Source organism: Bacteroidales bacterium, from assembly GCA_035353855.1.
In the GTDB taxonomy this organism is placed as follows: Bacteria; Bacteroidota; Bacteroidia; order Bacteroidales; family CG2-30-32-10; genus DAOQAK01.
In genome coordinates, this window is the sequence record DAOQAK010000007.1 from 69,688 (window position 1) to 83,970 (window position 14,283).

At 33.5% G+C, this 14,283-nt stretch carries 13 protein-coding genes; 6 read left to right on the top strand and 7 right to left on the bottom strand.

Going from position 1 to position 14,283, the window contains the following annotated elements; translation table 11 throughout:
• Positions 1-17: 17 nt before the first annotated feature.
• The gene (locus tag PKK00_02980) at positions 18-722 is read right to left on the bottom strand and encodes a response regulator transcription factor (GenBank protein ID HNW97360.1); all 705 of its coding nucleotides are present in this window, start codon (positions 720-722) and stop codon (positions 18-20) included.
• Between the two features lie 12 nt (positions 723-734).
• The gene (locus PKK00_02985) at positions 735-2,024 is read right to left on the bottom strand and encodes a HAMP domain-containing sensor histidine kinase (GenBank protein ID HNW97361.1); all 1,290 of its coding nucleotides are present in this window, start codon (positions 2,022-2,024) and stop codon (positions 735-737) included.
• Between the two features lie 149 nt (positions 2,025-2,173).
• Between PKK00_02985 and PKK00_02990 the strand changes: the two genes are divergently transcribed.
• The 5 genes from PKK00_02990 (at position 2,174) to priA (ending at position 8,611) form a co-directional block, all read left to right on the top strand.
• Positions 2,174-2,575: a hypothetical protein gene (locus PKK00_02990; protein HNW97362.1), complete on the top strand. Its 402-nt coding sequence runs from the start codon at positions 2,174-2,176 to the stop codon at positions 2,573-2,575.
• A 137-nt stretch (positions 2,576-2,712) separates the two neighbouring features.
• Positions 2,713-3,099 (top strand): thioesterase family protein, encoded by a 387-nt coding sequence (locus PKK00_02995; GenBank protein HNW97363.1) that lies wholly within the window; start codon positions 2,713-2,715, stop codon positions 3,097-3,099.
• 81 nt (positions 3,100-3,180) lie between these two features.
• Positions 3,181-4,347, top strand: a complete 1,167-nt coding sequence (locus PKK00_03000) for a THUMP domain-containing protein (protein ID HNW97364.1) — start codon at positions 3,181-3,183, stop codon at positions 4,345-4,347.
• A 123-nt stretch (positions 4,348-4,470) separates the two neighbouring features.
• Complete coding sequence (locus PKK00_03005; GenBank protein ID HNW97365.1) at positions 4,471-5,793, top strand: ATP-dependent 6-phosphofructokinase; 1,323 nt, start codon at positions 4,471-4,473, stop codon at positions 5,791-5,793.
• A gap of 322 nt (positions 5,794-6,115) precedes the next feature.
• The gene (gene priA, locus PKK00_03010) at positions 6,116-8,611 is read left to right on the top strand and encodes a primosomal protein N' (GenBank protein HNW97366.1); all 2,496 of its coding nucleotides are present in this window, start codon (positions 6,116-6,118) and stop codon (positions 8,609-8,611) included.
• Between the two features lie 46 nt (positions 8,612-8,657).
• Here the strand turns inward: priA and PKK00_03015 are convergent, their stop codons facing one another.
• The 5 genes from PKK00_03015 to PKK00_03035 form a co-directional block, all read right to left on the bottom strand.
• Positions 8,658-9,380 (bottom strand): SH3 domain-containing protein, encoded by a 723-nt coding sequence (locus PKK00_03015; protein HNW97367.1) that lies wholly within the window; start codon positions 9,378-9,380, stop codon positions 8,658-8,660.
• 78 nt (positions 9,381-9,458) lie between these two features.
• A complete protein-coding gene (locus PKK00_03020; GenBank protein HNW97368.1) occupies positions 9,459-9,773 on the bottom strand; it encodes a septum formation initiator family protein in 315 nt (104 codons plus the stop codon).
• A gap of 324 nt (positions 9,774-10,097) precedes the next feature.
• The gene (locus tag PKK00_03025; GenBank protein HNW97369.1) at positions 10,098-10,712 is read right to left on the bottom strand and encodes a deoxynucleoside kinase; all 615 of its coding nucleotides are present in this window, start codon (positions 10,710-10,712) and stop codon (positions 10,098-10,100) included.
• Positions 10,713-10,964: 252 nt separating this feature from the next.
• Positions 10,965-11,756 (bottom strand): hypothetical protein, encoded by a 792-nt coding sequence (locus PKK00_03030; protein ID HNW97370.1) that lies wholly within the window; start codon positions 11,754-11,756, stop codon positions 10,965-10,967.
• Positions 11,753-13,264, bottom strand: coding sequence for a GH3 auxin-responsive promoter family protein (locus PKK00_03035; GenBank protein ID HNW97371.1), 1,512 nt, complete (start codon positions 13,262-13,264; stop codon positions 11,753-11,755). Before PKK00_03035 ends, PKK00_03030 begins: the two co-directional genes overlap by 4 nt.
• 118 nt (positions 13,265-13,382) lie before the next feature.
• On the opposite strand from PKK00_03035, the gene ispE reads away from it, so the two are divergent.
• On the top strand, positions 13,383-14,192 hold the full coding sequence (gene ispE / locus PKK00_03040; protein ID HNW97372.1) for a 4-(cytidine 5'-diphospho)-2-C-methyl-D-erythritol kinase: 810 nt from the start codon (positions 13,383-13,385) through the stop codon (positions 14,190-14,192).
• Positions 14,193-14,283 lie beyond the last annotated feature (91 nt).

Genomic DNA, 14,283 nt, shown 5'->3' on the forward strand with positions numbered 1-14,283 from the left:
ATAAAAAAATAAAAAGATTACTCAACAACCAGTTTAAATCCTGTTCCATGAACATTGATTATTGATACACTAGGGTCATCTTTGAGATATTTCCGAAGTTTTGTGATGAACACATCCATGCTGCGCCCGATAAAATAGTCATCATCGCCCCATACTGTTTTCAATGCTACTTCGCGGGTAAGCAATTGATTTCTATTTTGACAAAGTACTTTTAAAAGTTCCGATTCTTTACGTGTAAGGTGTTGTTCGCTGTTATCCGACAATAATAACATATTGATACTATCAAAAGTAAAAACACCTAACTTAAAAACGGTTTCAGAAGAATTTGTTTTTTCCTGTTTTTCAATAGAAGTACGTTTTAAAATAGCTTTGATTCTATAACTAAGTTCTTCTGTACTGAATGGCTTGGTAATATAATCATCACAACCTATCTGGAAACCTTTAATACGATCTTCTTTAAAAGATTTTGCTGTAAGAAAAATAATTGGAACCTGTGTATCCGATTTGCGAACATCAACAGCCAGGGAGAACCCATCTTTGCGAGGCATCATCACATCAAAAATGCATAAATCAAAGCCTCCTTTGCGAAATGCCGACAATCCTTCTTCTCCATTACTGCAAGTAACAACGTCATATCCTAGCATTTCAAGAAAATCCTGTAAAACAAGATTTAGGTTAGGATCATCTTCAACAAGAAGAATTTTAATTTTATCTTTTTTCATTTCTTTTACGTTTTAACTGAATGGAAAAAATAATTCGAAACGTGTATATTTTTTTTGCTCGCTGTGAATATCAATTCTCCCACTGTGAGCGTCTACTATGGTTTTGACATAATATAAACCCAGTCCGAAACCTTTTACATCATGAATATTTCCGGTATGTACCCTATAAAATTTTTTAAAAATATGTTTCTGATTCTCGCTGCTAATTCCAATCCCTTTATCCTCAACTGATATTTTAATTCCATTATTTACATTCCATGTTTTTACAGTTATTTCAGGGGTTTCCTGGGAAAACTTATTTGCATTATCGAGTAAATTTATAATAATATTTAAAAAATGAACAGGATCGGCATTAATTTTAAAATGGGTAGCATCGAGTGATAATTTAATTTCACCGTTTCTTTGCTTAACAATAATGTCAATGCTTTCAACAGCTTCCCCGATAATTTCATGAATATCAATCTCTCTTTTCTTTAATTTTAATACCCCTTTATCAAGAACAGCAATCTGAAGCACCTGCTCAACCTGGTTCTTTAGCCTGCTATTCTCATCATAAATCACATTAGCATATTTCATTGTTTTTTCAGGTGATTCATTAACACCGGGTTTCAGTAACATTTCGCTTGCGAGTGAAATTGTAGCAATTGGGGTTTTAAATTCATGTGTCATGTTATTTACAAAATCCGTTTTCATTTCCGATAATTTTTTCTGTCGCAATAAATTTATTATCACATATGAAAAGCTTATAATCACTATCAACAGAAATACAACAGATAATACCAGCCACCATAACATGTTATGAAAAATATGTTCTTCTTCACCAGGAATAAAAATACCCAGCATATAACAATTCTGTTTCACTAAACATGATAAAGTTGTGTAATGTGAAGATGATATAATTTCATTTTCATAATTTTTATAATCTCCCATTAAAAAAACATTTTCCGGTTTTTTATAAATACCATATTTAAAATGATGACAGATATGTAAATTTTCAAACTCTTCTTTTATAACAGAATCCAGCCTTTGAGGTTCAATCAGAAAAATAATATCATTGCTGTATCCGCAGCCCGGATTACATAAAGCATCTGATTTAGTTGTATCGCCTTTTTCTGAAACCAATTGATTTATTACACTTTTCATCGCAATGCTTACACGATGATCGAGCTGTTGTTCCTGCATTCTCCATGCATTCTTCACCCAGAACAATTGCATAGCAACAATTCCGGCAAGCGAAATACTTGTAATTATAACAATTAATATAATGGAATGTTTTTTCAAAAAATTTTTTATTATTTTCAAAAATACTCTTTTTTTAATGCTTTAAAAAATTAATTAACATCTCATTAACAGAATTTAACAGCTTTTTAAGCTATACTTTATTAAAAAATTTATTACATTTGTTTCATCAAAAAAAATTAAAAATAATTATACATTTAAAATACATTTTTATGAAAAAACTTTTTGTATTAACAATTGCTTTTACATCTTTCTTATTTCTTGCTTCAACAATAAGTGTAAAAGCACAATCGGGATCAACAGAAACTAAGTCAACTACTGTTACTACCAAAGATAACAGTAAAACTGCCACCGGTACTACTACTACAGCTCCGTGTTGTAAAAAATCAACTTTTGGTTGTAATAAAGGAACAACACCATGTGCTGAACACAAAACCGGTACAAGTTGCGAAAAGAAATGTGCTTCTACATCGAATACCAACGAAAAAACCAGCACTACCAGTGGAAATGCAGCTAGTCCAAAATTATCAACTTCTCATACTACAAAAGCATGCTGTGCAAAAAATGTTTCTAAAACAAAAGAAACTAAATCAGAAACTCCAAAGAAAGATTAATCAAACTATTATATAACTAAAAACCTTCTGAAGTTCAGAAGGTTTTTTTATTTTTGTTCAAATTAAACCCAATCCCCTTACCCTCTCTACAAGTTGTAATGGAGTAAAGGATAATATTAAGATAAAAAAATTTAATTATGGAATTCAATATACCTGTAGGAAATAAAAATAAACTTGAAATGACAGTGCAGGAAAAAGATACTGCTGCACGTTATGGTTCCGGACTGATAGAAGTCTTTGCAACACCTGCAATGGTGGGCTTTATGGAAGGTACCGCACAAACAGGTGTTCAGCCTTTTCTTCCCGAAGGCTATATAACACTAGGTATTGAAATAAATGTAAAACATTTAAAAGCTACACCTGTTGGTATGAAAGTTTTTTGCGAAAGCCAGCTCACCGCTGTTGACGGCAAAAAGCTGATGTTTGAAATTAAAGCATGGGACGAAAAAGGCGAAATAGGCACTGCCACTCATACCCGATACATTGTTGAAGCGAAAAAATTTATGGAGAAATTAAATAGCTGAAACATTTTTTCTTCTAATCAAATTCTCATTTACTAAAGAAATACCTGATTTTTATTTTACATTTGTACAAATGTATTTCTATTGGAAACAAACTCACAATCATATATTGCCAAAACAATTTCCGGGCTGGAAAATGTTCTCGCTGCTGAACTTAATGCACTTGGCGCTTCAGAGGTAAAAGTTATTAATCGTGCTGTATCTTTTTCGGGTGATACAAAATTAATGTACACTGCTAACCTTTGGTTACGAACAGCATTGCGAATTCTTGAACCCGTAAGCACTTTCCGCGTAAATTCAAACGACGATTTATATAATTGCATTTCCGACTATCCTTGGGAAAGCATCATCAATGTTGAGCAAACACTGGCTGTTGATGCTTTCATAAGCAACAGTGTTTTTAATAATTCGCAGTTTGTTGCACAGAAAGTTAAAGATGCAGTGGTTGACCGTTTCCGGAAAAAATTCGGTAAACGTCCTTCTGTAAGCATTGAAAATCCTGATTTGCGGATAAATGTTCATATTACACAAAATAATTGTAATGTTTCGTTGGATACATCCGGCGAGTCGTTGCATAAACGCGGTTACCGAAAAATTTCGGGACAGGCTCCTTTAAGTGAAGTCCTTGCAGCCGGGCTAATACTGCTTTCGGGATGGGATAAAAAAACAACACTTGTCGACCCGATGTGCGGTTCGGGAACCATACTTACAGAAGCTGCGCTAATAGCCGAAAACAAAGCTCCCGGAATTTTCAGAAATAATTTCGGTTTCATGAACTGGAAAAATTTCAACACCGATTTATGGAAAGAAATTTTCACTGATGCTAAAAGACAATCATCAAAAAGCAATGTGAAATTATTTGGTTATGATATTTCACAAAGAGCTCTTGAAGGAGCTGCGCAAAATGCTGTCGGTACAGGTTTACAGGAAAATATAAAATTAGAAAGAACACCTTTTGAAAAACTTGTACCTCCTGTAAGGCCCGGAACACTTTTGTTTAATCCGCCTTACGGTGAACGTATACAGAAAGATGATATAGTTGCTTTTTATAAAACTATTGGTGATATAATGAAACAACGTTTTTCAGGTTTTGAAGCATGGCTTATCAGCTCCGATATGGATGCACTGAAACATATAGGATTGAAACCTTCTGCAAAATATAAAGTTTTCAACGGACCGCTTGAATGTCGTTTTGTAAAATTCAATCTTTACGAAGGAAGTAAAAAAAGAAAAGAGAATTCAGAAATATGAATTCAGAAGATAGAATTAAGAATGTAGAATTTTAATTTGTCCCGTAGGGACATAATATTGGTAATAAAAAACAACATTAAACAATAAGTGCCTTTAGGTACGAAATAAATAAAATATTTTTTAATGAATATAAATTTTAATGTTCCTGTACTTGGCAAATGCTGCGTAAAATCACCTATTCAACTGGGGTATGAACATGGTGACGGAATTTATAATTATGTACGAAATGATGAAAGGATCCTATATGAAAAATCCTTTAATTGTTTCCTGGAATACCAGAAGAACGGAACCATTCCTTTATCATTCGAAAAAGCAGGTCCACGTGAAATGATCTATTTTGAACCTGCCAAAACCAAAGCAGCTATTGTAACATGTGGCGGTTTATGTCCCGGGCAGAATAATGTAATCCGCAGCATTGTAATGGAATTATTTTACCGTTATAACGTTACCAAAATTATCGGGTTTCAATATGGCTATGAAGGATTAATACCCAAATACAATCATCCATACATGGAATTAAATCCTGAAGTTGTTGACGACATACAATTGCAGGGCGGCTCTATTCTTGGTTCTTCACGAGGCAACCAGGATGTGGGCGAAATGGTGAATACCCTTGAACGGAATAATATAAATATTCTTTTTTGTATCGGTGGTGATGGTACTTTACGCGGCGCTCATGAAATTCAGGAAGAAATAAAAAAACGTAATCTTAAAATATCTGTTGCGGGAATTCCAAAAACCATAGACAATGATATAAATTTTATTGAAAAATCTTTTGGTTTTGAAACAGCCTTTTCCAAAGCACATGAAATTATTAGCAATGCACATAATGAAGCTAAAGGATTTTATAATGGCATTGTGATTATAAAACTAATGGGGCGCGATTCCGGCTTTATTGCTGCTCACGCCACTTTATCCATGCAGGAAGTTAATTTTGTTCTTGTTCCTGAAATGGGCGAATTTGAACTCGACGGAGAAAAAGGATTTTTAAACATTCTAAAAAAAAGAATAGAAAACAAACATCATGCTTTAATAGTAGTGGCTGAAGGTGCAGGACAACATTTCTTCAATAATGAAACCCTGCAGAAAGATGCTTCTGGAAATGTAAAACTCAATGATATTGGTATTTTTCTTAAAGATAGAATTTTTGAATATTTTAAAAATATTGAAATGCCCGTTTCATTGAAATATATCGACCCCAGTTATATCATCCGCAGTGCACCAGCCGTTGCCGACGACAGCAAATTTTGCGGACAGCTGGCACAAAATGCAGTACATGGCGCTATGGCAGGAAAAACAGGCTTTGTAGCAGGTATCTGGTCTAACCAGTTTACTTATCTTCCAATTGAAACTACAATAGGTAAAAGGAAAAAAATTAATTTGGAAAGTGAACTTTGGTGGAATGTTATGGAAGCTACCGGACAACCTACTAGTTTTAAAAACTAAGTCAGAATGCAGAAGCAAGAAGTCAGAATTTTAAAAACAAGTTGAAAAGTATACAAGTTGATAAGGGATAAGTTTATTGAAAATATTTAGCAATGAATGACTCCGCCGCAGCGGAGAATGACTATAAATAACAGCGAAACATTTTAATGATTAATGATAAATTTAAATAAAACCTATTGTTAAGTTAAGTCTGATATGGTATTACAGAATGTCATAATGCGTATATCGAAATGTGAACATTCTGTAAGAGGGTCATCCTTCGATGAACTCAGGATGACCGTCATTTCAAAATTAAATTAACACAATATTAAAAAAAATAAAAATGGAACGCGTTACAAATTTTGCTGATGTAATACTCCCGCTTTCACTTCCGGGATACTACACTTATCGTGTTCCTTATGAAATGAATGATGTTGTTCAACCGGGCATGCGAGTAGTTGTTCAATTTGGCAAAAAGAAAATTTATACCGCCATTGTTCGAAAAGTACATAGCGAAACCCCCAAAGTAAATGATATAAAATATATTTTATCAATTCTTGAAAACGATGCATTGGTAACAGAAAAGCAAATGCAATTTTGGGAATGGATTTCATCGTACTACATGTGTACTCCCGGCGAAGTTATGAAAGCGGCTTTACCTTCAGCACTGAAATTGGAAAGTGAAACCAAAATAATTTTAAACCCGTCATTCGATGGAGATATTTCTTTGCTTACCGAAAAAGAATTATTGATAGCTGAAGCGCTAAGCAAACAAAAAGCTCTTACTATCACCGACGTTACAAAAATAGCTGACCAGAAAAAAATTATTCCTCTTATAAAAACTCTGATCGAGAAAAATGTTATCATTCCCGAAGAAGAACTGGTAAGCCGTTACAAGCCAAAAACCGAGACTTTCGTAAAAATCAGCGAAAGTTATCTTGATGATATAAAACTGAAGGACGTCTTCGATAAACTCGAAAAGAAAGCGCCAAAACAATTGGAAATACTGATGTATCTATACAGTAAAAGGTTAAAAGCAAACGATAAACCTTTACGTATTATCAGATCAGAAATGCTGAAAACACTGAATACATCATCTGCACAACTGAATGCATTAATCAAAAAAGGAATCTGCGAACAATACACTCATGAAATATCGCGACTGGAAGAAGCTGATGAATCCAACGGCTCAACGGTTATTTTGAATGAAGTCCAGGAAAATGCTTATAATGAGGTAATCGAAGGATTCACAAAAAAAGATATTGTTTTATTGCATGGCATTACGTCAAGCGGGAAAACCGAGATATATATTAAACTTATTGAAGAAGCCGTTAACAAAGGCAAACAGGTGTTGTATCTTCTTCCTGAAATTGCGCTCACAACACAAATCATTAATCGTTTACGAAAAGCTTTCGGGAAAAAAGTTGGAGTATATCACAGTAAATTCAACGAAAGTGAACGTGTTGAAATTTGGAATAAAGTGCTTTTGAATTCGTCGAATATAACAAATAATGAAGAAACATATCAAATCGTTCTTGGCGCAAGAAGCTCATCATTACTGCCATACAGCAATCTCGGGTTAGTAATAGTTGATGAAGAGCATGATACATCATACAAGCAATATGAACCAGCTCCACGTTATAACGCGCGCGATTCGGCAATTTACCTGGCAAAAATGCATGGGGCAAAAACAATACTTGGTTCAGCTACACCTTCTGTTGAAAGTTATTTTAATGCAATTCACAATAAATATCAGTTGGTTGAAATTAATAAACGCTTTGGTGATGTGATGCTTCCGGAAATATTTGTTGCCGATGTAAAAGAAGAAAGCAGGCGCAGAAGAATGAAATCGCACTTCACTCCTTTTCTGCTCGAGCATATTGAAGAAGCATTGAAGAATAAAGAACAGGTCATATTGTTTCAGAACCGGCGAGGATTTTCAATCCGTCTTGAATGCGACATCTGCCACTGGATGCCCGAATGCAAAAATTGTGATGTTACGCTCACTTATCATAAAAAATCCGACCAGCTTGTTTGTCATTATTGCGGATATACCGAAAACGTTCCCGACCATTGCCCTGCCTGCAACAACAATAAAGTTTTAATGAAAGGTTTTGGCACTGAAAAAATTGAAGAAGAGCTACCAATTTTTTTCCCCGGTGCAAAAGTTGTTCGTATGGATTTAGATACAACTCGCAGCAAATATAGTCATCAGCAAATCATCAACGATTTCGAAGATCGGAAAATTGATATTCTTGTGGGAACACAAATGGTAACCAAAGGTCTGGATTTTGAAAATGTAAGTGTAGTAGGAATAATGAACGCCGACAACATGATAAGTTTTCCCGACTTCCGTTCCTTTGAACGCAGCTATCAAATGATGGCGCAGGTTAGCGGACGTGCCGGAAGAAAAAATAAACGAGGAAAAGTAATTATTCAAACATACAATCCTTATCATTCTGTAATTCGTTATGTTGTTGAAAATAACTATACAGCCATGTACGAAAGCCAGATTACAGAACGCGCCACCTTTAAATATCCTCCCGTTTGTAAACTGATACAACTTACATTGAAGCATAAAGATGCCGAAAAGCTTAACAAATCGGCAAGTGCGTTTGCAAAGAATTTACGAAAAGTTTTTGGCAGCAGAATTCTTGGCCCGGAATATCCTTCGGTTTCAAAAATCAGGAATGAATATTTAAAAAATATCCTGATAAAAATTGAAAAAGATTATTCGATTTCACAAGCTAAATCAGCATTGCGAGCTCAAATTGAAAATTTCAAAAACGATAATGATTTCAAAGGAGTAAAAATTGTAATTGATGTTGACCCGATGTAACAAAAGCAATGGCTTAATTGTTAAACAGTTTAATTGTTCGAATATTCTACTGTTGCTTCAACGAAGTAAATGAACCAAATACCCAACCAACATCTCCTCCAACTTTTATTTTATACCAATAATCCGTTTTCCCTGAAACAGTAACCAGCTGCTTTCCTTTTTCAAGAATCTTGAAAGTCTCGCCATTTGAAACTCCTTTAATTATTGTTGAGCTTGCTCTTGGCGATTGACGGATGTTTATCATATTATCCGATACTATTGTCAGTTCGTTTGCATTCGAAGTTTTAGTTGTGGTAGTGGTATTTGTTGAAGTATTAGCATTGGAAGCCGACTTAGAAGATTTAGAAGGCGAAGTTTCCGTTGAAGAGATGGTGGTTTTTGAAGAAGTTGATTTCGTATTTTCAGCAGATGTTTGCTCTGAACTAACAGCAAAATTATCACTTCCGTTTTTTGTATATTTTGTTGAACCTTTTAATAGTTCATTACATCCAATGATTGAATATATAGGCCCTGTGCCATCTACAGAAGTTAATACCTGCCCATTAAGTTTATATGCATATTTCAACCCATTGCTTGACGTTATAGTGAACAACTCTCCCGCTTTTTCAATCTTCAGGGATGCGCTTTTTCCCACTTCATTCCATATTCCAATAATAGAATCATTATTTATTGAATCATCCTTTGATTTATTTTTGTCTCCATCACTGCCACCGCAGGAAGCCAACATTGCTGATAAAACAATGATTAAGGAATAAAATATATTTTTCATAATTATAAGTTTTAGAAAGTGTAAATATAAAAAAGAAAGTAAATAAAGTATTACAGGAAATGTATTTTTAACAAAAATTTATTTTTCTGCTTTAGGTAAAGTATCATTATGTACTATCAGAAAAATATCTTCGCTGTCGCGTTTCATCAGGTAACGTTCACGGGCAAATTTTTCAAGGCTTTCGGGATTGTTAAGCAATTCCAGTATTTCAACGCTATCTTTTTTTATTTCCTGCTTATAATATATTTTTTCTTCCTGAAGCTTGTGTAGCTTTTTGGCAAGGTCTATCTGGGACAGTAAATTACTTTTATCAAAAACAAGTATCCACACAAAAAATGCCGATGTAACTATTACATATTTGTTTTTTAATATGTGCAGTATCTTTTTAAACATAATAAAAGTATATGCGTAAAATTAATCAATAAGAATAAGTGTGAATATTAAATATAAATGTTTTGCTAACAGTTAGCTGTTAAAAATTATAGGAGATGTAAATATTAAAAAAATGAATTGGTATTATACTGAGCGTTTGAAGTTGTATTTATACCGACAGAAAAGAGTTTTGCAAAAATATTTTTTGTTTTCTGTACGGTATAACTCGTTCAAAACAGTTTTGCTTTTGCAAACCTGATAAGAACGAGTATATTTTTAGCTGTAATAGAAATATGCAACCCCTAACAGTTGAAGCATACATAACATTTCAGAAATAAACTAATTTCAGAAAAGTCCGTGAATATTAGCATTCACTTTATCGATAACACTTCCGAAGTCTTCAGCGTTTTCAGTAAAATTAATATTATCAACATCCACTATTAAAAGTTTCCCTGAATTATAAGTAGTAATCCATGCTTCATAACGTTCGTTAAGGCGTTTCAGGTAATCGAGACGAATAGAATTTTCATAATCTCTTCCGCGTTTCTGAATTTGTTTTACCAAAGTGGGAACACTTGCTCTTAGGTAAATCAACAAATCCGGCGATTGTAAAAATGAAGCCATCAGTTCGAAAAGAGAAGAATAATTTTCGAAATCGCGAGTGCTCATTAGCCCCATGGAATGAAGGTTTGGCGCAAAAATATAAGCATCTTCATATATCGTACGATCCTGTATTACATCTTTTCCGCTCTTACGAATATCAACAACCTGGCGAAAACGGCTATTCAGAAAATATATCTGCAAATTGAACGACCAGCGCTGCATGTCTTCATAAAAATTATTCAGATAAGGATTAGTATCTACGTCTTCATAATGAGCTTTCCATCCATAATGTTTTGATAAAAGACTGGTGAGCGTAGTTTTGCCCGAACCGATATTTCCTGCAATAGCTATATGCATAAATTAATTGTTTAAAAAATACCTGACTAAAGTAACAAATTTCCGAAAACAAGAAAGAATTAATTTTAAAATATTTTGTCAGAAACGAAATGTTAAGTGCCATATACTAATAATAGCAGGCAACATGAAGCTTACGTAAAATTTATACCGACAGAAAAGAGATTTGCAAAAATATTTTTTGTTTTCTGTACGGTATAACTCGTTCTAAACAGTTTTGCTTTTGCAAACCTGATAAGAACGAGTATAAATAATTTAATTTTTTACAGAATATATAGAAACGCCTAATGAATCATGAACAAAAATCTTATTATTGGAATAATCACAATCCAAAGCATTTTTTTCGGGAAGCGTGGATGACTTCTGAGCAAAGGTCTTGAAATTATATTCTATCAATTGCGATTCTGTAGCATAAACAAGATTATCATCTATTATCTGAAACGAAGAAAGATTTTTAAAATGAAGGGTTTTAGAATAGGTTCCGTATTTATCAAAAACAAGAATTCCTGTTTCCGGGTTGTTTAAATATACCATATTATTTATTTCAATCAAATAATTTGGTCTTATATCAACACCTGTAAGTTGTACAATATTTCCGCTATTATTTGTGCGTTGCAAATTCTTATCAAATCGTATCAGTTGAAAATCCTGCTGGTCGAAAACCCAAAATCCATTTTCGTAAGAACTGCATGTAAGCAACGGTTGCATCAGTTCAAGTTTATCAAGTTCAATAACATCGCCATTTTGACTTAATGTGTTATCTAGAAAAATAATTTTTCTGAAATCATGATAAAACAAAAGTATTTTCATAGGATCGGAAACATCAGCAAAAAAAATACTTCCATGAGATTTATCACTGAACGATTTCAATAACATTCCTTCGGGCGAATATTTTTTAAACTCGCAACCTTGAACTGTATAAACATTTCCCAGGTTATCGGTAGTCATAAAAAAATAATTCCCCGGAATTGTTGTAAGCAGCACAAAATCGGATATTCTGAAAGAAACAAATATCATCAAAAAAAATATAATTAAAATTTTTCTCATGCTATCATTGATAAAATTTCTTCAATATATTTTCTGTCGTTTGATAATCGAGGAACTTTATGTTGTCCGCCAAGTTTGCCTTTCGATTTTAGCCAATTGTAAAATGTACCCTGCGGAATCTCTCTTACAACCGGGCTTCGTAAAATTAAATTTTGATATCGCTTGGCTTCATAATCAGAATTCAATGATTTCAAAGCATTATCAAGTATTTCCGAAAAGTACCTGATGTCTTTAGGCGGAATTTCAAATTCAATCAGCCATTCGTGTGCTGCACTTTCATTTTTCTGAAAATAAACCGGACCGGCAGTATAATCTTTAATCAATGCATTCGATTTTTCGCATGCAATTGTCATTGCCTTTTCAGCATTATCTATTATCAGTTCTTCGCCAAAAGCATTTATGAAATTTTTTGTTCTTCCTGTAATCTTTATACGATGCGGGCTCAGCGAAGTGAATGTAACTGTATCGCCAATTTTATAACGCCATAAACCGGCATTGGTAGTAATTACAAGCGCATAGTTTTTATTAAGTTCGACCTCGTCAAGCGAAAGGGTATGTGGATTATCAGAATCAAAATCTTCTGAAGGAATGAATTCATAATATATACCATAATCGAGCATCAGCAACATATCATCGGCACGATTACGGTCCTGAATACCAAAAAAGCCTTCCGATGCATTATATGTTTCGAGATAATTCATTTTTGAAGAAGGAATGAGCATTTTAAATTGTTCCTTATATGGAGTAAAGCTTACCCCTCCATGCATGAATAATTCAAGGTTTGGCCATACTTCAAGAATATTGCTCTTACCTGTTTTTTCTAAAATACGTTTCAACAGAACAAGTGTCCATGAAGGAACTCCGGCAATATTGGTAACATCTTCAAGCATGGTAACCTCAGTCATTTTATTAATTTTCGATTCCCATTCATTCATCAATGCAATAGATAAATTAGGTGTACGCCTGAATTCAGCCCACCACGGCAGGTTCTGGATAATTATTGCAGAAACATCACCATAATACGTTTCACTATCATACTCTGAAATCTGGTGACTTCCGCCCATCGACAATGCTTTTCCATCAAATAATAAAGTGTCAGGATTATTATTGCAATATATGGAAAGCATATCTTTTCCGCCGTTGTAATGGCATTCCTCAAGTGATTCAGCGCTTACCGGGATAAATTTACTTTTATCGCATGTTGTTCCCGATGATTTTGCAAACCACTTTATATCGGTAGGCCAGAAAATATTTTGCTTGCCGCGCCTTAAACGCATTATATCTTCATGAATGATTTCATAATCAATAACAGGTAAACGCTGCCTAAATTGATCAGCATTACTGATACCTGAAAAATCATATTTTTTACCATACTCTGTATCGGAAGCGCTCATAAGCAGTTTTCTTAACCATTCTGCCTGCACATCATAAGGGTACTTCTGGAATAACTCAATTTGATGTATCCTTTTCTTTATCAGCCACGACATTACTGAATTTATCAGCGCCATATAAGACTTTAATTTTTATTTTTTAGTTTGGTTGATTCACAAAAATACCAAAAAATATTTGCTTTCAAAATTTCCGATATACAGATTTATTTATCTTTGAACGATAAGAAATTTTTCTATGATTTGTTTTCCCAATTGTAAAATAAATATCGGACTCAATATTATTGAAAAGCGCAGCGATGGGTTTCATAATATTGAAACCATCTTCTATCCTACAGGATTATGCGATGCTCTTGAAATAATTGAAAGTAAAAAAGTTTCAATTAATATTTCAGGAATTAATATTGACGGAAACACTGATGATAATTTATGTTTAAAAGCATATAAACTTATTGCGAATGATTTTCCAATTCCGCCTGTAAATATTTTCCTGCATAAAGCAATCCCAACAGGAGCCGGACTTGGCGGCGGTTCGTCAGATGCAGCATACATGCTTTTCCTTTTGAATAAAATGTTTTCACTAAATATTTCGGAAGAAAAATTAATCAGTTATGCATCACAACTTGGAAGTGATTGCGCTTTTTTTATAAAGAACACTCCTGTATTTGCTTCGGGAAAAGGTGAGATAATGGAACCAATTTCTTTAAGTTTAAAAAATTATTATTTAGTAATCGTCAAGCCCGAAATACATATCCCAACAGCAAAAGCCTATTCATTAATAAAACCAAAACCATCTGAATATTCTTTAAAAAATATTTTAGAAAAAAATATTCATGAATGGAAAAATATTTTAGTGAACGATTTTGAAATGCCTATTGCAAAAGAGTTTGCGAAAATTCTTGAAATAAAAAACCAACTTTACAATTGCGGAGCAGTTTATGCATCGATGACTGGCAGTGGTTCGGCAGTATTTGGAATTTTTGAAAATGAAGTTGACACAAAAGATATTTTCAAAAATTATTTCGTTTGGCAGGAAAAATTAAAGTAATTTTTTTAAGTTGCCCTGAAAGTGTAAAATATATTATAACAATAGTTCGTTAATTTTTTTATACGTTTTAACAAGCAATTTTACCAAGCCA